The following is a 19,823-nucleotide window of genomic DNA, read 5'->3' on the forward strand; positions in this document are numbered from 1 at the left end:
CCGGCCGAAGGTTGCATGAGGTCGAGACCGTTCGGTCGCCGGCGCCGGACGGGCCGGTCCTCGCCTGGAAGTCACGCAAAATTCATGCGACTTCCATTAGCACGGACCTTCGCCACATTCGATGCCCCGGCTGACGTGCTTTATCTCACTATTGGACGGTGACGCTACGCCCCGAATGCCTCACAAGGTGTCCGAATTGGTAGGGACAGTGGTCAGATGTACCCATGCCGGAGCCGACACAGAGGCCTTCTTTTCCCATCGACTTCGGTTACGATCTTGCGCGCACGGAGGATGGCCGCGGTCGGCCATGGCGCGGGGGGCAATCGTGAGCACGTCTGTACGGCACAGCGGGAATATGTACTCCCGGGGCGATTCCATATACCCCCGGCAACCCGCTCCTAACCCGAGAATCAACCACCGCATTCCTACGCCGAGCTACAACACGGTCGTCATCGTTCCGGCGCGGAATGAAGAGGCCGGGATTCTGCTCTCGCTCAAGTCGCTGCACCGGCAGACTCGGCGGCCCGACCTCATCGTCGTGGTGGTCAACAACTCGACGGACAACACCGAGCAGTACGCCGCCGAGTACGCGGGTGATCCGAGGACCCCGCCGACAGTCGTTCTCACGCTGAACAACAATCCCCACAAGAAAGCCGGCGCGCTCAACTACGCCATGGAGTGGCTTCGCGTACGGGTCGGCGGTCGCCTGGACGCCGTCCGGCACGTCCTCGCCATGGACGCCGACACCGAACTGCACCGCAGCTTCATCGAGCGGGCCGTCAACGTGATGGCGTCCGACCAGAAGATCGGTGGGGTCAGTGCCGCCTGCTACGGCCGTACGGGCCTGTGGGGCAACCTCTGGCAGCGATACCTGCTCGGCATGCAGATTCTCGAGTACGGCCGTGCCGCGCACGCGCGGTACCGGACGAACGTCCACACCATGTCCGGCGCCGGCTCCTTCTACCGCGGTACCGCCCTGCAGTCCCTGATCGATGGGCGGGGCCAGGTCTTCTGGGAGGACCACCGCAACCTGGTCGAGGACTACGAGACCACCCTGGCGCTCAAGGAAGCCGGCTGGAAGGTGACCGCGAACGAGTTCTGCATCGCGTACACCGACCTCATGCCGACCCTGCGCGAACTGGTCGTCCAGCGCGAACGCTGGGCTCGCGGCACCGTCGACGCGCTCCGCCTGCGCGGGTGGACCGAGTTCACCCGGCACGCCATCATGGCCCTGGTCTTCAACTTCTTCGGCTTCGCCTGCTTCCTGATCTGGGGATCGGCGTATTGGACCTCGCTCGCCGGTGGTAACTTCCAGCACTGGCCGGCCATTCTGCTCCTGACTGCTTTCTGGGCCGTTTATTCGGCGGTGGCGGTCCGTCAGCTCGGCTGGAAAGCGATGCTCGCCCAAGCATTGTTGATTCCGAGTACGGTGTACACCCTGCTGAACATGTACTGGTCCGTCTCCTCGGTCCTCAAGTCGTACTTCACTTCCGTACCGGCCTGGAAATAGGCGCGGTTCGGTAATGAATTCACTCAAAGGCGCGGGTGCCCTCGGGGTACTCGGCGCGATTGCCGTCGCGGTCAAGTTCGCGGCCGATATCCGTTACTTCGTATTCATCGTGACGGTCATGCTGATGGTGGCCGCGATGGTCACCTACTTCGCGTCGCGCAAGCGTAATCGTCAGGACCTGGAGACCGCCGAACTGTCCGGCATCACCCGGGTGCTCACCTTGGACGGGCTCCTTCCGGACCTCTCCGAAGCGAAGCGGGGGCGCGGGGCACGGCGACGGGGCGGGTCGGCGTTCGTACCGGCGCTGCTCGTGGCCCTTCTCGTCGCCGGAGTCGGCTTCACCGGCTGGAACTTCGTGCGTCCCGAAGTCAAGGACGCGGATCCCGACACCGCGGCCGTGAACGGTCCGCTCGCCGCCCGGCCGTCAGGGAAACCCCAGACGGTCGCCGGGCAGCCGGACGGCACCTTCTTCGACAACTTCCACTACCGCGCCTCCAACGACCCCGCGCTCGCCGCGAACGGGTGGCAGATTCGTACGGAGGGCGGCGGTCCCGGAATCGCCGATTCCTGGACCGATGACACGCTCAGCTTCCCGTCGGACAAGAGCGCCAAGGGTGGCAAGGCTCTCCAGTTGCGGGCCTCGACGGACGGGACCAAAGCGGGCACGCGCCAGACCGAATTGGCCACCACTGGAGGCGGCTTCTTCCGGGGGACAGTCGCGGCCCGCGTGTTCTTCACCAACAAGCCGGTCACCGGCCGCGACGGGGATCACCTCAACCAGACGTTCTGTGCCATCTCGCCCTCGCATGACTCAGCGCGTTACAGCGAGCTCGACTTCGAATATCAGCCGAACGGTGGCTGGGGCGCCGTCGGGCCGAAGATGGACATGGTCAGCTGGCGCAGTTCGACGCTGGGCGACCGGGCGACCGACGATTACAAGGGAAGCCTCGCCGGCTGGCACACCATGATGATCACCGTCACGGACCAGAAGGTCACCTACTCGGTCGACGGACGTACGGTGTTCGCCAGTTCCGGCCGGAGCGTCCCCCGCGAACCGATGCGGATCATGTTCAACACCTGGTTCATCGACCTTCCCTTCAAGGGCGACCGCAGCTACAACATGCGAGTCAACTGGGTCTACGCGAAGGCGAACAAGGTGATGACGGTGGCCCAGGTGCGCAAAGACGTCGACCAGTTCTACGCCAAGGGCCGCAACCACCTGGACACCTTGAACCCGAGCTGATCACGCGGGGCGACGGCGTCAGGGCCGGTGCAGCTTGTCGACTTCGATGGTGAGCAGGACGCGCTGCTGGTTGTCGCCACCGAAGCCCGGGTAGGGGCGGCCGAGGTATTTCTGCGACAGTTCGTCGATGTTCTCCCGGGCCCGGTCGGTCGTGGCGTCGACGACCCGGCCGCGCAGGGCCCAGTACCGCGCGGGGGCGGCGGGATCGGCGATGCCGAGGGCGATACGGGGGTCCCGCTTGATGTTGCGGGTCTTCTGGTGGGTGTCGACGGTGTTGATCAGCACGTGCACGCCGTCCGTACCGGCCCAGGTCTGCGAGATCTGCGGCGAGCCGTCGGGCATCAGTGTGGTGACGAAGCAGATCGCCTTGGCGTTGAGCACGTCGAGCAGGTCGTCGGGAAGAGCCATGGTGGGGTGAACCTTCATTTCCTGGGGTCTCGGTAGAGACGGTTGGTCACTGTTTCGTCCGGTGGGTCGCCGGGCAGCTCGGCGTGGCGCAGACCGGCCAGTGCGATGGCCAGGGCGCGGCGCCACAGGTGGGGTGCGAAGTCGCGGGAGGCATCCAGCACGCTGCCCACCATCACGTGCACCGCGACGAAGTCGGCCGGGGTCACGCCGGGCGGCAGCTGACCGGCCCGGACAGCGCGGGCGATGAGGTCGGTGACCACCGGGGTCATGCGCTCGTCGGCCCGCCGCACCAGGGTGGTGTCCTGGCCGCGCCGGCGAAGCAGCTCACCCAGCCCTCGGCTCTGCGCCTCGATCTCGAGCTGCCGTTCGAGGAACCAGGTGAGCCCGGCCCAGGCGTCCTCGTGGCGCGCGGCCTGCTCGGCCAGGTCGATCACCGTGTCGATGTGGTCGCTGAACAGGGCGTCCAGCAGATCCTGCCGATTCGGGAAGCGGCGATAGACGGTGCCCATCCCGGTGCCGGCGGCGCGGGCGATGTCCTCGTACGGCACCTCCAGGCCGTGAACGGCCATCAGCTCATACGCCGTACGCAGCAGCAGCTGACGGTTTCGCTCGGCATCGCGCCGCAGGGGAGCGTCCGCATCGTTCACGTCACCAGCCTAGCTAAGTGGAATTATTTCTCCAAGTTGAATTTGTGTTCCACTTGTCACCGGAGCGGCGGCCAGGTGACGCAGATCCCGGCCGTCGCGGGCGGTGAAGACGAGCATGCGCTGGCGGCGGTCGTGGCTGAAGACGACCTCGCAGTCGAAGTCCACCCGGCCGGCTGTCGGGTGCAGCAGTGACGTGGTCTCCTGACGGCAGAGCCGTACCTCATGGTTGTCCCACAGGCGGCGGAACTCGGCGCTCTCGGTCAGCAGAGTCGCGATCATCTGCTCGGCCTCGGCGGGGTCCGGTTCCAGGTCGGCCGCGGCCCGGACGCTGGCGGCGAAGGTCGCGCTCTGGGCGGCGTGGATGTCCGCGGGATAGGTGCTGCGCTCCTCCGGCATCATGAACCACCGGAAGTAGCCGCTTCGGGCCAGGCCCGTGTAGTGGGTCTGGTCGCCGAAGAACTCCCGGCCCAACGGGTTCTGCAGCAGGGTGTGGGCCAGGTTCGAGATGACCATCGCCGGGTTCCCGTCGAGCGCGTTCAGCACCCGGCGCAGCCCGGGGTCGACCCGGCTCAGGTCCGCGGTCTGCTGGGGCGGGTTGTGCCCGATCAGATGGAACAGGTGGTCGCGTTCGTCGATGGTCAGGTCGAGCGCCCGGGAGAGCGCCGACGCGACCTCCGGCGACGGTCGCGGTCCGCGCCGCTGCTCCAACCGGGTGTAGTAGTCGATCGAGATGTAGGCGCGCTCGGCGACCTCTTCCCGTCGTAGGCCGCGGGTTCGGCGGGCCGTGCGCTGTGCGGGGGCCAAGGCGGCCCGGCGCTGTCGCAGAAAGTCTGCCAATTCTTCGCGGTTCACCTGGTGATCTTACGAGGCGACGTCCACCACGAGCCTGCCTACCAGGGACTACCGATCCCTGGTAGGCCCCGCACCCGCATGCCACCGTTCGGTGTCTCGCGAGTGAGGAGAGGTCGAGTTGGTGCTCAGGGTTCACGTGCCGTCCGCGATGGTTCACGGTGAGGTGGAGCAGGGATACGGGCCCGTGGCCGACGCGTTCCGGCGCAACTTCGAACGGGGAAGGGAGATCGGCGCCGCCTGCGCGGTCTATCGCGACGGCCGGAAGGTGGTCGACCTCTGGGGTGGCTATCGCGACGGCCGGACGGGCGAGCCGTGGAATCGCGACACGATGGTGCCGGTCTTCTCGACGAGCAAAGGTGTGTCGTCGATGGCGGTCGCGGTCCTGCACTCGCGCGGCCTGCTGGATTACGACGAGCGGGTGGCCGCCTACTGGCCCGAGTTCGCGGCCGCGGGCAAGGCTGACGTCACCGTACGTCAATTGCTCTCCCACCAGGCCGGACTGCCGGCCCTCGACCAGCCGCTGACGCTGCGTGACTTGTCGGGCTCCGCCGTCCTGGCTGCGGCGCTGGCCGAGCAGCGACCGGCGTGGCGGCCGGGCGAGCGTCACGGCTATCACGGCACGACGCTCGGCTGGTACGAGAGCGAGCTGGTCAGCCGCGTCGACCCGCGGGGCCGCCATCTGGGGAAGTTCTTCGCCGACGAGGTGGCCGCGCCTCTGGGACTCGAGTTTCACATCGGTCTCCCGGACAGCGTCGACCGTCGTCGCGTCGCCCGGATCCACGGCTTCCGGCCCTGGGAGATGATGCTTCACGTCAACGCGATGCCGGCGGCTTTCGCCCTGGCCTTCGCCAACCCGTGGAGCCTGAGCGCCCGCGCGTTCCAGAACCCGCGCGTGCTCGGCGTACCCGACAACATCAACCGTCCCGAAGTGCAGGCGGCGGAGATTCCCGCCGTCAACGGCATCGGCGAGGTGCGCTCGATCGCGCGACTCTACGGCGAGGCCGCGATCGGCGGGGCCGGGCTCGGGATCACCCCCTCAACGCTGGACGAGCTGAAGAATCCGGCCGAGACGCCGGCCCGAGGGCTCGCCGACCAGGTGCTGCGCGTGCCCACCCAGTACTCGCTGGGATATGTGAAGCCGTTCCCCGCCTTCCGCTTCGGATCCGCGTCGGGTACGGCCTTCGGGACGATGGGCCTGGGCGGCTCCTTCGGCTTCGCCGACCCGGACACGGGTGTCGGGTTCGCGTACGCCATGAATCGAACCGGCTTCCACCTGTGGGACGACCCTCGCGAAGTGGCGCTGCGCGAAGCGCTGTTCGCCGATGTCCTCAATTCCTGATCAAGGAGAGAAGAATGCGTAAAGCCATTGCCACCGCCCTGCTCACGATCGGCCTTCTGGCCGGACACACCATCGTGGGTGGTTCGCCCGCCCGGGCGGCGATGTCGGACTGCCCGCCCAAGAACTTCTGCCTATGGGAGCACATCAACTACGGCGGGCGCATCGTGATGATGTCCGCGACTCCCCGGAGCAGTCTCGGCTCGTTCAACGACAAAGCCAGCTCGTGGCAGAACCGCTCGGACCGCAAGGTCTGCGTGTACCAGGACATCAACTTCGACGGCCCGATGATCGGGTTTTACTGGGGCTTCGCACAGCCCGATCTCCGCAGTCCGGAGCGGTTCAACGACATGATCTCGTCGTTCCGCTTCTGCTGATCAACCGCACCGACCGGACGCTGAGAACATGTTGTCGATCAAGGAATTCAGCCAGATGGCTCAGCTTTCCGCGCCGACGCTGCGGTATTACCACGCCGAAGGTCTGCTCGTCCCGGCCCGGGTGGACGAGCGGACCGGGTATCGCTCGTACACCTTCGGTCAGGTCGAGGACGCCATGCTGGTCACCGTTCTCCGGCAGGCCGGCCTGGGTGTCGAGCGGGTCCGGCGGGTGCTCGGCAAGCCCGGCGCCGCGCTCGCTCTGCTGCGCGAGCACAGCGCTCGTGTCCAGCGGCGACGCCCGGAGGAGGACGAGGCGATCCAGACTGCCCGGGATCTGCTGGAAGCACAGCCGCGGCCCCGCCGGCGCCGGGTTCCGGCCATGACTGTGGTGTCGAGGCCGGCCCCCGCGACCCCGGTCGGGCCCGGCCGTCAGGAATGGGACGTGACCGAGGCGATCCTGACGGCGGCGACCGAAAAGCTGACCAAGACAGTTGAGCTGTACGGCGCGACGCCGACGGGTACGCCCTGGCGGATTCTCGCCCCGGGGACCGCGTCCGCCCGGGAGGGGTCCTTCTGGTGGGTACAGATCGAGGTACTCGGCGACCCGGTGACGATGGCCGCCTTGGCGTCGGCCGCCGAGGTGCGTGAGTGCGGCGCCGGCGACGAATTGTCGATCACCATGCCGGGCCGCCACTCGATGGCGAAGTACTGCACAGCGATCAGCCGCCTGCTCGCCCACCCGATCGACGGCTCCTATCTCGACATCGCACAGCTGCGTCACGTGGTCCTCGAGGACAGCGCCGAGTTCAGCGCGCCGATCCGCGGAGCCACCAGCCCACTGTGATCAGCAATGAGTGAAACCTTCGGGCGGCGGCTCCGGGCCCACCGGCACGCGGCCGCGCTGACGATGGAGCAACTGGCGGAGAAATCCGGGGTCAGCGCTCGCGCGATCAGCGACATGGAGCGCGAGCGCAGCGTCGCACCCCAGCGGCGCACCGTCCAAGCACTGGCCGACGCGCTGGCGTTGCCCCAGGCCGAGCAGCCGGCTTTTCTCGCCGCGGCCAGGGCCGGCCGGCCGAGACTTCCGGCGGCCGGGCCGGCCGGCTGCTGCGGGTTGCCCCGTCCGGTACCCGACTTCACCGGCCGGGACCGCGAATTGGCTCAGCTGGGCCGGGTCGCGACCGAGGCCCGGCCCGCGCCGTCGGTGGCGCCGGTGGTGACCGTGTCGGGGACAGCCGGGGCCGGCAAGACGACGCTGGCTGTGCAGGCGGCACACCAGCTCGGGACGGCGTTCACCGGTGGCACTCTCTTCGTCGACCTTCGGGGAATGGACGTACGACCGTCCGGCGCGCCGGAAGCACTCGCCCGTCTGCTCAGCGCTCTGGGCATCCGGGACGACGAGATCCCGGCCGACGACACCGACCGGGCCGGCCTGTACCGGGAACTGCTGCACCATCGGCGAGTGCTCGTGGTGCTCGACAATGTGGCCGACGAGTCACAGGTCCGGCCCCTGCTGCCCGGTCCCGGGCCCTCCCTGACCGTCATCACCAGCCGCCGGCTGCTGGCCGGGCTGGAGGGCGTGCACCGGCTCAACCTCAGGCAGCTGCCGGCCGGCGACGCGGCGACCCTGCTGCGGCGCATCATCGGCGACCGCGAGCCCGAGGCCGTGGACGAAGTGACCGAGCTGTGCGGCCGGTTGCCGCTGGCGCTGCGCATCGCGGGTAACCGGCTGATGAGCCGGCCGGAATGGACGGTACGACATCTGGCCGACCGGCTGTCCGACGAACGCCGGCGGCTGGACCAGCTGATCGCCGGGGACCTGCGGATCGCCGCTGCCTTCAACCTCTCGTACACCCAGTTGTCTCCTCAGGCGCGGCGGCTGTTCCGCCGGCTCGCGCCGGCGCCCGGATCGGACTTCGACGCGGGGCTCGCCCGGGCACTGGATCCGGCGAACCCGGAGGGCATCGAGGACGCCCTGGACGAACTCGTGGAGTTGAGCCTTCTTCAAGCCCACGTCGACGGCCGATACCGCTTCCACAACCTGATCCGCTTGTTCGCCCGTGAGCGGCTCGCCGAGGAAGAACCGTAGGCACTGCGACCGCACATGCGGAAGTGGTTCTGCATGCGTTCTCGCGTGTTCCGCCGCGCCCGGACCGGATGAGATCAAGTACGGGCGCGGCACAGCGGCCCGCCCGCTACACGAGAGGCACACATCATGGGGATCTGGAGCGACCGGCTCGCCGAGCTCGGCATCACGCTGCCGCATGTCGCCACACCGGTCGGCGGCTACGCGCCGGCCGTCCGTTCCGGCCGGCACGTCTACACCTCGGGGCAACTGCCCTTCGTCGGCGGGACGCTGCCGGTCACCGGCAAGGTCGGCGACACCGTCGACGTCGCCCAGGCCGCCGACCTGGCCCGTACGGCCGCGCTCAACGCCCTCGCGGCGGTAGACGCGCTGGTCGGCATCGACGCGGTGGTACGGGTCGTCAAGGTGACCGGTTTCGTCGCCTCGCTGCCGTCCTTCACCGGCCAGGCCCAGGTCCTCGACGGCGCCTCCACCTTCCTGCACGACGTCTTCGGCCCGGCCGGGATCCACGCCCGTTCCGCCGTCGGCCTGACGGTGCTGCCCCTGGACAGCCCGGTCGAGGTGGAACTCCAGGTCGAGATCTCGTCCTGACCGCGTACGGAACGAACCTACTGAAGGGCTCTGTCATGAAACCCACCATCGTCCTCGTCCACGGCGCGTTCGCCGAGTCCGCCAGCTGGAACGAGGTGGCCCGGCGACTGCTCACCGACGGCTATCCGGTGATCGCCGCGCCCAACCCGCTGCGCAGCCTGTCCGGCGACGCGGCCGTCGTCTCGAGCGTTCTGGCCACCGTCGACGGCCCGGTCGTGCTGGTCGGCCATTCGTACGGCGGGGCTGTCATGTCCAACGCCGCCGTAGGGCACGACCACGTCAAGGCGCTCGTGTTCGTCGCCGCATTCGCACCGGAGGCCGGCGAGAGCATCGGCGAACTGTCCGGCAAGTTCCCGGGCGGAACCCTCGGCGACACCCTCCGGGAGGTGCCGCTCCCGGACGGGACCGTCGACCTGTACATCCGGCAGGACAAGTATCACCAGCAGTTCATCGCCGACGTCCCGGCCGAGCGCGCCGCCCTCGACGCCGTCGCCCAGCGCCCGCTGAACACCACGGCGCTCAACGAGGGATCCGGCGAACCGGCCTGGAAGACGGTGCCGTCCTGGTTCATCTACCCGGAGCGCGACTACAACATCCCGCTCGAGGCCCACCGCTTCATGGCCGAGCGCGCCGGCGCCCGCACACGCGTCGAACTGCCCGGGGCCTCACACGCCATTCCCGCCTCGGAGCCCGCCGCGGTGGCCGCGGTCATCCTGCAGGCCGCCGCCGCGATCGTCTGAATTCCCCTGACCTGACCGAAAGAGGCATCATGCGCGTTCGCATCTCCACAGTGGTGGCCCTCGCCGCCGCCATCGTTCTCACCGGCACGACGTCGGCCGCTGTCGCCGGTACGCACGTCAAGGCCAAACCGACCATCGTGTTGGTCCACGGCGCCTTCGCCGACTCCGCGAGCTGGTCCGGCGTCATCGAACGGCTCCAGCAGCGTGGCTACCCGGTCGTCGCCGCCGCCAATCCGCTGCGGGGCCTCGGCTCCGACGCCGCCTCCGTGCGAACCGTCATCGATTCCGTGCCGGGGCCGATCGTGCTCGCGGGCCATTCGTACGGCGGCGCGGTGATGACCAACGCCGCCGCCGGCGACCCGGACGTCAAGGCGCTCGTCTACATCGCGGCCTTCGCCCCCGACAAGGGCGAAAGCGCCCTCGAGCTGTCCAACAAGTTCCCGGGCAGCACTCTCGGCGACACGCTGGCCTCGGTGCCGCTCGGTGACGGCACCAACGACCTCTCCATCCGGCCGAACCTGTTCCGGCAGCAGTTCGCCGGCGACGTGTCCAAGCGGCAGGCCTCGCTGATGGCCGTCACGCAGCGCCCGATCCGGGACGCCGCGCTCAGTGCGGGTTCCGGGGAACCGGCCTGGAAGAAGATCCCCTCCTGGTTCCTCGTCGCCGGGGCCGACCGCAACATCCCGCCCGCGGCTCAGCGCTGGATGGCTGATCGGGCCGGATCGCGGGCAACGGTCGAGATCCGCAAGGCCTCGCACGCCGTCGGTGTGTCGAATCCAGGCCCGGTCGCGGACCTGATCGTCCGGGCGGCGACAGCACGATGACCTGATCCTCGCGATCAGGGCAACGACGTCAGTTCGAGGAACAGACGTCGTTGCGCCATGCCCAGGCGGCGATCTCGACCCGGTTGCGAGCGGCGAGTTTGCGCTGCACGTTGGCCAGGTGGGTCTTGACCGTGGACAGCGTCACGTACAGCTGTCCGGCGATCTCGTCGTTGGTGTGTCCGTGCGCCACGAGCCGGACCACGGCGAGCTCGCGTTCGGTCAGTGGCTCGGTGGGTGGCGCCTCCGGCGCCTCGGGTTCGTCGCCCCGGCGGGGAGCGAGGTGCGCCAGCAGCCGTACGGTCACGGCCGGCGAGATCAGCGTCGTTCCCGCGGCCGCGGCCCGCACCGCCTCGACCAGCAGGTTCGGCGAGGTGTCCTTGAGCAGGAAACCGCAGGCGCCGTTGCGCAGCGCCCGGTACACGTATTCGTCGAGGTCGAACGTGGTGACGATCAGGATATTGAGCGGGTCCCGGACGGCCGGGCCGGCCAGCAGCCGGGTCGCCTCGAGTCCGTCCAGTTTCGGCATCCGGACGTCGAGCAGGCACACGTCGGGGCGCAGCCGGCGGGCCTGCTCGACGGCGGTCTCGCCGTCGGCCGCCTCGGCCACCACCTCCATGTCCGGCTGAGTGCCGAGAATCATGCGGAACGCCGTACGGATCATGTCCTGGTCGTCGGCCAGGAGAAGCCGAATGGTCATCGTCGTTCCCGTCTCCATCGCCGGCCGTCCGAACGCCGTTCGGTGACCGGCAGAATCGCGGTGACCTGCCAGCCCGCCGCGACCGGCCCGGCCGAGAACTCGCCACCCGCGGCGCGCACCCGCTCGCTGAGGCCGGTCAGGCCGAAGCCGCCGGACGGTAGAGAGGACACGGCGGCTCGGCCGTCGTTGCTGACCGAGACCTCGGCCAGGCCGGGCCGACCGGGGTGAGCGCGGACCCGGATGTCGATCCGGGTCGTGCCGGTGGTGTGGCGCAGCACGTTGGTCAACGCCTCCAGAACGGTGTGGTGAGCCGCGTCGAGGGTGGCGGCGGGTAACGGCCGATGGGCCAGGGCCTCGTCGACGGAGAGGGCCGGCGCGGGAAGTCCGGGCGGCATCGTCTCGGTGACTGTGGTCAGCATCGCGTCCAGCGTGCCCTCGACGGGTGCGGCCGGGGGCGTTTCGTCGCGCAGGACCCCCACGAGCGTACGCATCGAGGTGAGGGCCTGACCGCCGACCTTCTCGATGTCGGCGAGCAAGGCGTCCAGGTCCTTGGGCGAGGGCGCGGCGCCCGCACCGGTGACGAACCTGATGGCCTGTGTCTGGGCGACGATCGCGGTCACGTGATGGGCGACGTAATCGTGCAGGTCGCGGGCATGATCCATGCGCTCGGACTGCCGGGCCAGCCGGTCGGCGTCGACGCGGCGGCGCTCCAGCAGGCGCAGATAGAGACCCAGCATGGCGACGAACAGAACCCACGCGACCAGTACGACCGCCACCAGGCCGCCGTCCTGCGACAGCGTCCGGACGTTGGCCGGGTGCAGGAAGACCCGTACCGGAAGAAGCCCGATGGCGAGGATCGTCAGCGCGGCCGGCCCGGCCGCCCGGACGATCGGATGCTGCATGACCAGGCGGATCACCGCCACCGAGAGCGCGGCGAACTCCACGAGGCCGAACGTGTGCTCCGGGCGCATCGACGGCACCAGCCCACAGGCCACCGAGACCGTGACGGATACCGCCGCGGCCGCGGCGACCGCCGACGGGCGGGCCTCGGCCAGCAGGACCACGGCCGCCGCGAGAAGCCCGCCGGCGACAATGCCGATTTTGGCGGGCAGCGTGGGACCGTCCAGCCCTTCGACGACGACCAGGCCCGCGACCACGACGGCGAACAGGCCCGCCGCCACCCGCTGCGGCCACCGGCGACCCGGAACGATGATCAACACAGAAGGCCACGGTACGACACCCGTACCCGGGCGGCCTGGTTCTTTCGGCCGAGTCACCGCGGCACCGCTCGGTAACACGGCTGAGGCGCGCCCCCGCCCCGCTCCCGCACGATCGAAGCCGCACCGGACGATGAGCGGAGAGTGATCGTGACGACGACAGTGCAAGCCGTGGGGCTGCGGGTGAGAACGGGCCGGCACGTGGCCGTCGACGGCGTCGACCTGAGCCTGGGCGCCGGCGTCCACGGACTGCTGGGACCGAACGGCGCCGGCAAGACCACCCTGATCAGAGCCCTGGCCACCGTGCTGCGCCCGCACGACGGCCGGCTGCGACTGCTCGGGCAGCCCATGGACGGACGACCCGACCTCCGAAAGGTACGGCGGGCACTCGGCTACCTCCCTCAGGAGTTCGGTTACTACCCGCGGTTCACAGTTGCCGAGTTCGTCGAGTACATGGCCTGGCTCAAAGAGGTGCCCGGCACCGGGCGCCGCCGTGCCGTGCGGCGCGCACTCGAGCGGGTCGGCCTGGCCGACCGGGCCGGCTCGCGGATGAAGTCGCTCTCCGGCGGCATGCTGCGGCGTGCCGGCATCGCGCAGGCCATCGTCAACGAGCCGGAGCTGCTGCTGCTCGACGAGCCGACAGTGGGCCTCGACCCGCGGCAGCGACTCGACTTCCGGGCCCTGCTGCGCGAGCTCGGCGAACGTTCCTGCGTCATCGTCTCCACCCACCTCGTGGAAGACGTGGCCGCGGCCTGCACGAGCGTCGTGCTGGCGGACGCCGGCCGCATAGTGTTCCACGGGACGCCGGACGAGATAGCGGCCGCCGGTGGCGCCGGCGACGCCGGGGACAGTCCCATCGAACGCGGCTACTCGGCCCTCATCGAACGGCACCGGGCGGCGCCGGCGGTGACGCTGTGAGCGGCATCGTCGGGATCGAACTTCGTCGTTCCAGCGCGCTCCTCGCCGGCGCCGGGACGGCCGTGCTCGGCGCCGCGGGACTGTACGTGCTGGCGTTCACCGGGCAGACCGGCTTGTGGGACCAGCAGTGGAACCTGCTCGCCGCCTTTCAGCGGATCATGCTGGTGGTCCTCTGGCCGCTGGCCCTGGCGGCCGGCGCCTGGCAAGCCGGCCGGGACCGGCGCAGTCGGATCGAGGAACTGCTCGGCAGCACACCGGCTCCCGGATGGCGGCGGCTGCGGCCCTCCGCTCTCGCCGCGGCCCTCGGCCTGACCGTCGGCTACTTGCTCGTTCTGGCCGCCGGGGCGCCCAGGGTCGCGACCGCCGCCGGCTATCCCGGCAGCGGCTGGTGGGCGGTCACCGCCGTCGGCGTGCTGGCCCTGGTCGCGGCGGGCTTCCTCGGCCTCGGTGTCGGCCGGCTGCTGCCGTACGCGTACACCCCGGCCGTACTCGGCGCGGGCAGCCTGGCCTCGCTCCTGGCCGCGATCGAGGCGACCAAAATCGGCGACGCCACGAAGCCCGGACCGGCTCTGCTGCTGCCGTTCTTCACCAGCACGCTCTCCGAGTTCCAGACGGTCGGCGGGTCCGTGAGCGCCGGCCAGGCCTGGTGGCTCGCCGGGCTGGTCGCCGGCGGGCTGGTGCTCTACCTCGCGACGAACCGGCTCGTACGGGTCCTGGCCGTCGTCCCGCCACTGCTCGGGCTGGCGCTGGCGACCCCGCTGCTGACCATCACCGCCGAGAAGGCCTTCCCGATCGACCCGGCCGCGGTGACCGAGGTCTGCACCACCGACGGCGGCCCTCGGGTCTGCGTCACAGCCGCCCACAGCCGGACGCTACCCACAGTCGTCGCGCCGTCTCGGGAAGCGTTGCGCCTGCTGGCCAAGCTGCCGAACGCGCCGGCTTCGGTTCACGAGGCGGTTCCCGGCCTGGGCCGACCGCAGCCGGCCTCCGAGGCTTGGGTGGACGCCGGCAACCTCAGCCAGACCGATGATCCCGCCGAGCTGACCGCCCGGATCTTGGCCGGCGCGGGTACCCCGCTCTGCACCGACGATGATGAAAGTGCCTACCTCGACGTGCTGCGGGCCCGGGCCGTGACGGCCGCCTGGCTCTACGGCCGCCACCCGGCACCCGGTCCGGCGTTCTCCGCGGCCGAACAGAACCTGCGCGACAAGATGTGGGCGACCCTGGTCGCCTGGCCGGCCGCCGAGCAGGAACGCCGGGTCGCCGCGGTACGCACGGCCGGGCTGACCTGCGGCGACCAGGCGGCAGCCCTCGGTGCCGGAGCCGGCCGATGACGGCCGTCGGCCTGTTCCTGCGCTCGCGCGAAGTGCCCGCCGGAGCGCTGTGCGCGGTATCGGCGATGATCGCCGTCGCCTGGCTGGGCACCGGCCCGGCCGAGTCACGACACGCCGTGACCGCAGCGGCTCTCGCCCTGGCGCTGGGCATCGCCGTCCTCGGCCACGGCCTGGGCGGGCCGGACAGCACCCTGGACACGACCGCGGCGATCCGCTGGGCGCCCCGCCGCGCGTCGCACCTGGCGGCGATCTTCGTGGCCGCGGCCGCCGTGGTGGCCGTCGTGACGACGGCGCCGACCGGCGTCGTACTGCGGGACGCGGCCGGCTTCACCGGGCTGGCCGCGCTGGCCGCGGCTCTGTTCGGTCGCCGGCTGGCCTGGACCCTGCCGGTCGTGACCGGCTGCGTGTCCGGCGGCATCCCGGCCGTGCCGGAGCCGTTCGCGCTGCACCTACTCACCTGGGCGGGTCAGCCGGCGGACAGCCCGGCGGCGTTCACCATCGCCGTCACCCTCGCGGTCGCCGGAGCCGCTGGGTATGTGACTCGCGGCCCCCGCCGGAGCGGCACGACGAGCTGACGGGGCGGCGCGCCCGAGGCGCAGATCGCGGCTACGGGCGGTGGTCTCGCAGGGCGAGAGTGGCGTGGACCTGGGCGAGTTGCGTGGTGGCGGTCAGCATGGCCAGGTCGGCGCCGGGGACGTACGGCTCGTCGGAATGGTCGTCTTCGTTGATGTTCGTCTGGTAGTCGACCAGGCAGATCTGGTAGAGGCGTTCGGCCTCGGCGGTGAGTTCGGCGGCGCGGGCGGCGTGTTCGTCGGCGGTCATCCGATCATGGTGTCATCCCGGGCGGGTCGGTCCGGTCCACGGCTGTGCGGTGCCTTCAGCCGGCGTGTGACAGGCCGAAAGCGATGAGGAAGCCGGCCACCGTGATCAGGCCGATGAGCAGATGTGCCTGCTCGAAAGCCTCGGGGATCATCGTGTCGGCCACCATGGCGAGGATCGCGCCGGCGGCCAGGGCGGTGACGCCGGCCAGCGCCGCGTCCGGGGCGCCGCCGAGCAGGGTGTAGCCGGCGACCGCGGCGAGGCCGCTGATCAGGGCGATGGCCGTCCACAGGCCGAAGACGTAGCGCGGGCCGCGCCCGGCGTTGCGCATGCCGGCCGCGCTCGACAGGCCCTCGGGCACGTTGCTGATGAACACCGCGATCACCGTCACCAGTCCGACGGCGCCGCCACCCAGCAGGCTCGTACCGATGACTATCGACTCGGGGATGCCGTCGAGCAGGGCGCCCAGCGCGATGGCCGTACCGGAACCGCCCTTCTGTTGTTCTCCCGAGCGTTTCCGGTGACGGGCGCCGTGCCGGGCCAGGACCACGTTGCAGCCGGTGTAGACGACCGCGCCGGTGACCGCGCCCAGCACGGTGGGTGTCATGCCGCCCCGGTCGTTCGCCTCGGCGATGAGCTCGAACGCGACAGCGGACAGCAGCACGCCGGCGCCGAAGGCCATGACCGAGGCGACGACCCGCCGCGGGATGCGGATCAGGTAGCCGACGGCCGCGCCGGCCACCAGCGCGGATCCGGCCAGCAGTCCCCACCCTCCGGCCTGCAGCCAATGCGGCATCAGGCACCTCCGAGGCGGCGGGCCGCGTTGACCAGGCCGACCAGGCTGAACGCCTGCGGGGTGTTGCCGAGCTGCCGTCCGGCCGCCGGGTCGTACTCCTCGGCGAGCAGGCCCACGTCGTTGCGCAACGCGAGCAGCCGTTCGAAGAGCTCGCGCGCCTCGTCGCCGCGCCCGATGCCCTGCAGCGCCTCGACCAGCCAGAAGGTGCAGGCCAGAAACGCGCCCTCGGCGCCGGGCAGGCCGTCGACCCCGTCCCGCTCGGGCCGGTACCGCAGCAGGAAACCGTCGTGGCACAACTGCTCACGGACGGCCGCGATCGTGCCCACGATGCGCGGGTCCTCGTACGGCAGGAAACCCACCCGCGGCAGCAGAAGCAGCGCGGCGTCGAGCCCGTCCGACCCGTAGTACTGGGTGAAGGTGGTGCGCCCGGCGTCGAAGCCGTGCGCGCAGACGTCGGCGTGGATGGCGTCGCGCGTGCGGCGCCACCGGTCGGCCGGGCCGTCGAGGCCGTGTTTCTCGACCGCGGTGACCGCGCGGTCGAAGCCGGCCCACGCCATCACCTTGGAGTGCACGAAATGCCGGCGCGGCCCGCGCACCTCCCACAGGCCGTTGTCCGGTTCTCGCCAGTGCTCCTCGAGGAAGTCGAGCAGTGCGCGCTGCACGTCCCAGCCGTCCCCGGTCGGCGCGATGCCGGCGGTGCGACTCAGATGCAGGCCGTCCAGGACCTCACCCCAGACGTCGAGCTGGAACTGGTTCGCGGCGGCGTTCCCGACCCGTACCGGGCCGGCCTTCTGATAGCCGGGCAGCCAGTCGAGCGTCGACTCGGGCAGGCGGCGGGTGCCGTCGAGGCCGTACATGATCTGAAGGTCCGCGGGGTCTCCGGCGACCGCCCGCAGCAGCCATTCCCGCCAGGCCCGCGCCTCCGCGACATAGCCCGTGCCGAGCAGGGCTTGCAGGGTGAAGCTGGCGTCGCGCAGCCAGCAGTACCGGTAGTCCCAGTTCCGCGGCCCGCCGAGTTGCTCCGGCAGCGAGGTGGTCGCGGCGGCCACGATGCCGCCGGTCGGCGCGTAGGTCAGGGCCTTGAGCAAAATCAGGCTTCGGCGTACGGCGTCAGCCCACGGCCCTTCGTAGCTCTGCCGGCCGATCCAGTCGTCCCAGAAACGCCGGGTGTCGCTCAGCGCCTGCTCCGGTTGCGCCGTTCTCGGTTGCGGCAGGTGCGATTGCTGATGAGTGAGTACGAAGGTGACGCGCTCCCCGGCCGCGACGGTGAACTCGCCGACGGTGCCGCGGTCGCGGCCATGCAGGGGTACGCCGGTGCGCAGCCACACCGCGTCGGGGCCGGCGATCGCGGTGATGCCGCGCTCGTGGTGGCGCACCCACGGGACGACGTGGCCGTAGTCGAAGCGCAGCGTCAGCTCGGATCGCATGTGGACAGTGCCGGAGACACCCTCGACGATGCGGACCATATCGGCCGCTTCGCCGCGCGGCGGCATGAAGTCGACGAGCCGTACCGTCCCGCCGTCGGTGTCCCACTCCGTCTCGAGGATCAGCGTGTCGCCGGCGTAGCGGCGGCGGGTCGCGGCGCCGCCCCCGCGCGGGGCGATCCGCCAGCGGCCGTTGTCCTGATCGCCCAGCAGCGCGGCGAAGCAGGCCGGCGAGTCGAACCGGGGCAGGCACAGCCAGTCCACCGACCCGTCCCGGCCGATCAGGGCGGCCGTGTGCAGGTCGCCGACCAGCGCGTAGTCCTCGATCGGGGCGGCCACGCGGGTCACCGTCCGTCGGCCAGGGTCAGAACGACCTTGATGTCGTCGGGGTGGGCGGTCAGCGCGTCGGCGAAGCGATCGAGCGGCACCCGGCGTGTGATGAGCGACCGGAGCCAGTCGAGGTCGGCCGCGGCCAGCGCGCCGGCCGCGGCCCGGTAGTGGCGCAGGTTGGCGTTGACGCTGCCGACCACGACGTCGTTGTCCAGCACGATCTCCCGGTTGCCGGCGCCGGCGTCGACGCTGATCCGGCGGCCGGGCGTGGAGACGCCGGTCAGGCAGGTGATGCCGTAACTGGCGGTGTTGCCGACGGCATCGACCACCACGGACGCGGCGCCGGTGGCCTCGACGACGACGTCCGGTTGCAGCTTCCCGGCGACGTCGGCGACCGGCCCGGAATGGTAGGTGGCGCCCAGCCCGGTGGCCGCGTCCACCTTCGGGCCGCCGGTGACCCGGTCGAGCACGTGGACGTCGAGACCGCGCTGAATGCCGAGCAGCGCGGCCAGCAACCCGATCGGCCCGGCCCCGGTGACCAGCACGCGCTTCGGCTCGTACCAGGAGCGGGCGCCGATCCGGTCGACCTGTTCCCACGCCTTGGCCACCACGGTGGCCGGCTCCATCAGCATCCCGACGTCGGCCAGCCGGGCGTCGAGCTTCACCGCGTACCCGGTCTCGACGGTCCACAGTTGCGCGGCGTACCCGTCGATCTCCTTGATGCCGCGCTCGGTGTACCGGCCGTTGCGGCACATGTCGAACTCGCCGTGCCCGCACGCCCCGCACGGCACCGGGTCGGGACGCCGGACCACCCCGACGACCAGGTCACCGGCGGCGAAGTCACTGCCGTCCGGAGCCTGCCGGACCCGCCCCAGCGATTCGTGCCCCAGGACAAGCCGGTCACGGCCGGGCGGGGCCCAGCCGTACTCCCCGGCGACGATCTCCCGGTCGGTGCCGCAGACGCCCAGGGCCAGCCCTTCGACGAGCAGTTCCCCGCCGCCGGCCACTGGATCGGGCAGTTCGTCGACCCGGGCGGTGCCGCTGGTGCCGGGCCGAACGGTAAGTGCACGCATAACTCCTTCGTATAACCATCTTTGCACTGTGCAATCATTTGTCGCGGAGGTTTTACGGCTCGCTGTTCGCGCCCTCGCGGTGGGACGACCAGCCGAGCCACCAGTCCTGCTCGCCGACCTCGCCGGCCGCCTCGGCGAAGGCGGTCAAGGCCTCGGTCACCGCCGGCTGCCAGAGCTGGGCGGTGGCGGCGACGAGCTCCTCCAGGTCGACGCGGCGCCGGGTGAGGACCTGCTCCACGACGTCCCGGCCGGCCGGGGTGAGGCGCACCCGCACGACGCGACGATCCGCAGTGGACCGCAGGCGCCGGACCAGGCCCTTGCGGATCAGCCGGTCCAGCATCCTTGTGCCGGTCGAGGGGTTGACCTGAAGCTCGTCGGCGATGTCGATGCTGCGCTGCGGGCCCCGCACGGCCAGCACGACCAGCGCCCGGAACTGTGGCAGGGTGACCTCACCCTCGACGGCGGCCAGCGACCTGGCGGTCAGCCCGACGAACGCCCGGCTGGCCAGCATCAGAGCCTGCACGGCCGCCTCGTTCGGACCCGGCGAAGAAGGTTGCATACTGCCATCTTTGCAGTCCTGGCTGAAGTACCGGTACGGCGA

General features: G+C 70.4%; 22 protein-coding genes. 12 read left to right on the forward strand and 10 right to left on the reverse strand.

Annotation, left to right across the window (positions count from 1 at the left end):
* Nucleotides 1-325 precede the first annotated feature (325 nt).
* Nucleotides 326-1,510: a glycosyltransferase family 2 protein gene (locus tag AB0C26_RS16815; protein ID WP_360247630.1), complete on the forward strand. Its 1,185-nt coding sequence runs from the start codon at nt 326-328 to the stop codon at nt 1,508-1,510.
* A gap of 13 nt (nt 1,511-1,523) precedes the next feature.
* Nucleotides 1,524-2,753, forward strand: coding sequence for a glycoside hydrolase family 16 protein (locus AB0C26_RS16820; RefSeq protein ID WP_360247632.1), 1,230 nt, complete (start codon nt 1,524-1,526; stop codon nt 2,751-2,753).
* 18 nt (nt 2,754-2,771) lie between these two features.
* On the opposite strand, the gene AB0C26_RS16825 is transcribed toward AB0C26_RS16820, so the two are convergent.
* The 3 genes from AB0C26_RS16825 to AB0C26_RS16835 are packed head-to-tail and all read right to left on the reverse strand — an operon-like array spanning nt 2,772 to nt 4,660.
* Nucleotides 2,772-3,161: a PPOX class F420-dependent oxidoreductase gene (locus tag AB0C26_RS16825; protein ID WP_360247634.1), complete on the reverse strand. Its 390-nt coding sequence runs from the start codon at nt 3,159-3,161 to the stop codon at nt 2,772-2,774.
* Between the two features lie 14 nt (nt 3,162-3,175).
* The gene (locus AB0C26_RS16830) at nt 3,176-3,808 is read right to left on the reverse strand and encodes a TetR/AcrR family transcriptional regulator (protein ID WP_360247636.1); all 633 of its coding nucleotides are present in this window, start codon (nt 3,806-3,808) and stop codon (nt 3,176-3,178) included.
* Between the two features lie 9 nt (nt 3,809-3,817).
* Nucleotides 3,818-4,660: a helix-turn-helix transcriptional regulator gene (locus tag AB0C26_RS16835; RefSeq protein ID WP_360247638.1), complete on the reverse strand. Its 843-nt coding sequence runs from the start codon at nt 4,658-4,660 to the stop codon at nt 3,818-3,820.
* A gap of 121 nt (nt 4,661-4,781) precedes the next feature.
* On the opposite strand from AB0C26_RS16835, the gene AB0C26_RS16840 reads away from it, so the two are divergent.
* From AB0C26_RS16840 to AB0C26_RS16870, 7 genes are all read left to right on the forward strand, one after another.
* The gene (locus AB0C26_RS16840; RefSeq protein WP_360247640.1) at nt 4,782-5,999 is read left to right on the forward strand and encodes a serine hydrolase domain-containing protein; all 1,218 of its coding nucleotides are present in this window, start codon (nt 4,782-4,784) and stop codon (nt 5,997-5,999) included.
* A 14-nt stretch (nt 6,000-6,013) separates the two neighbouring features.
* Nucleotides 6,014-6,373, forward strand: coding sequence for a peptidase inhibitor family I36 protein (locus AB0C26_RS16845; protein WP_360247642.1), 360 nt, complete (start codon nt 6,014-6,016; stop codon nt 6,371-6,373).
* 28 nt (nt 6,374-6,401) lie between these two features.
* The gene (locus tag AB0C26_RS16850; RefSeq protein ID WP_360247644.1) at nt 6,402-7,217 is read left to right on the forward strand and encodes a MerR family transcriptional regulator; all 816 of its coding nucleotides are present in this window, start codon (nt 6,402-6,404) and stop codon (nt 7,215-7,217) included.
* A 6-nt stretch (nt 7,218-7,223) separates the two neighbouring features.
* The gene (locus AB0C26_RS16855) at nt 7,224-8,462 is read left to right on the forward strand and encodes a helix-turn-helix domain-containing protein (RefSeq protein ID WP_360247646.1); all 1,239 of its coding nucleotides are present in this window, start codon (nt 7,224-7,226) and stop codon (nt 8,460-8,462) included.
* A gap of 126 nt (nt 8,463-8,588) precedes the next feature.
* Entirely contained in the window at nt 8,589-9,050 is a 462-nt protein-coding gene (locus AB0C26_RS16860; RefSeq protein WP_360247648.1) for a RidA family protein, read from the forward strand.
* Nucleotides 9,051-9,085: 35 nt separating this feature from the next.
* Entirely contained in the window at nt 9,086-9,790 is a 705-nt protein-coding gene (locus tag AB0C26_RS16865; protein WP_360247650.1) for an alpha/beta hydrolase, read from the forward strand.
* Between the two features lie 29 nt (nt 9,791-9,819).
* A complete protein-coding gene (locus AB0C26_RS16870; protein WP_360247652.1) occupies nt 9,820-10,614 on the forward strand; it encodes an alpha/beta hydrolase in 795 nt (264 codons plus the stop codon).
* Between the two features lie 28 nt (nt 10,615-10,642).
* Here AB0C26_RS16870 and AB0C26_RS16875 read toward each other — a convergent pair whose 3' ends face one another.
* Together AB0C26_RS16875 and AB0C26_RS16880 are read right to left on the reverse strand one after the other, a co-directional pair.
* Nucleotides 10,643-11,311 carry a response regulator transcription factor gene (locus tag AB0C26_RS16875; protein ID WP_360247654.1) on the reverse strand — a complete coding sequence of 223 codons (669 nt, stop codon included), beginning with the start codon at nt 11,309-11,311 and terminating at the stop codon, nt 10,643-10,645.
* Nucleotides 11,308-12,531, reverse strand: coding sequence for a histidine kinase (locus AB0C26_RS16880; RefSeq protein ID WP_360247656.1), 1,224 nt, complete (start codon nt 12,529-12,531; stop codon nt 11,308-11,310). The genes AB0C26_RS16875 and AB0C26_RS16880 overlap by 4 nt, the downstream gene beginning before the upstream one ends.
* A gap of 147 nt (nt 12,532-12,678) precedes the next feature.
* Between AB0C26_RS16880 and AB0C26_RS16885 the strand changes: the two genes are divergently transcribed.
* From AB0C26_RS16885 to AB0C26_RS16895, 3 genes are read left to right on the forward strand one after another with little or no spacing between them, the layout of a single operon-like run.
* Nucleotides 12,679-13,446, forward strand: coding sequence for an ABC transporter ATP-binding protein (locus tag AB0C26_RS16885; protein ID WP_360247658.1), 768 nt, complete (start codon nt 12,679-12,681; stop codon nt 13,444-13,446).
* On the forward strand, nt 13,443-14,780 hold the full coding sequence (locus AB0C26_RS16890) for a hypothetical protein (RefSeq protein WP_360247660.1): 1,338 nt from the start codon (nt 13,443-13,445) through the stop codon (nt 14,778-14,780). The genes AB0C26_RS16885 and AB0C26_RS16890 overlap by 4 nt, the downstream gene beginning before the upstream one ends.
* Nucleotides 14,777-15,355 carry a hypothetical protein gene (locus AB0C26_RS16895; protein WP_360247662.1) on the forward strand — a complete coding sequence of 193 codons (579 nt, stop codon included), beginning with the start codon at nt 14,777-14,779 and terminating at the stop codon, nt 15,353-15,355. Before AB0C26_RS16890 ends, AB0C26_RS16895 begins: the two co-directional genes overlap by 4 nt.
* Nucleotides 15,356-15,386: 31 nt before the next feature.
* Here the strand turns inward: AB0C26_RS16895 and AB0C26_RS16900 are convergent, their stop codons facing one another.
* From AB0C26_RS16900 to AB0C26_RS16920, 5 genes are read right to left on the reverse strand one after another with little or no spacing between them, the layout of a single operon-like run.
* Nucleotides 15,387-15,602, reverse strand: a complete 216-nt coding sequence (locus AB0C26_RS16900) for a hypothetical protein (protein WP_360247664.1) — start codon at nt 15,600-15,602, stop codon at nt 15,387-15,389.
* A gap of 55 nt (nt 15,603-15,657) precedes the next feature.
* Nucleotides 15,658-16,395, reverse strand: a complete 738-nt coding sequence (locus AB0C26_RS16905) for a ZIP family zinc transporter (protein ID WP_360247666.1) — start codon at nt 16,393-16,395, stop codon at nt 15,658-15,660.
* Nucleotides 16,395-18,158, reverse strand: coding sequence for a glycoside hydrolase family 15 protein (locus AB0C26_RS16910; protein WP_360247668.1), 1,764 nt, complete (start codon nt 18,156-18,158; stop codon nt 16,395-16,397). Before AB0C26_RS16910 ends, AB0C26_RS16905 begins: the two co-directional genes overlap by 1 nt.
* A 5-nt stretch (nt 18,159-18,163) precedes the next feature.
* Nucleotides 18,164-19,222, reverse strand: a complete 1,059-nt coding sequence (locus AB0C26_RS16915; RefSeq protein ID WP_360247670.1) for a glucose 1-dehydrogenase — start codon at nt 19,220-19,222, stop codon at nt 18,164-18,166.
* Between the two features lie 52 nt (nt 19,223-19,274).
* Entirely contained in the window at nt 19,275-19,781 is a 507-nt protein-coding gene (locus AB0C26_RS16920; protein WP_360247672.1) for a MarR family transcriptional regulator, read from the reverse strand.
* Nucleotides 19,782-19,823: the final 42 nt, after the last annotated feature.

The organism is Actinoplanes sp. NPDC048796, assembly GCF_040650035.1.
In the GTDB taxonomy this organism is placed as follows: Bacteria; Actinomycetota; Actinomycetes; order Mycobacteriales; family Micromonosporaceae; genus Actinoplanes.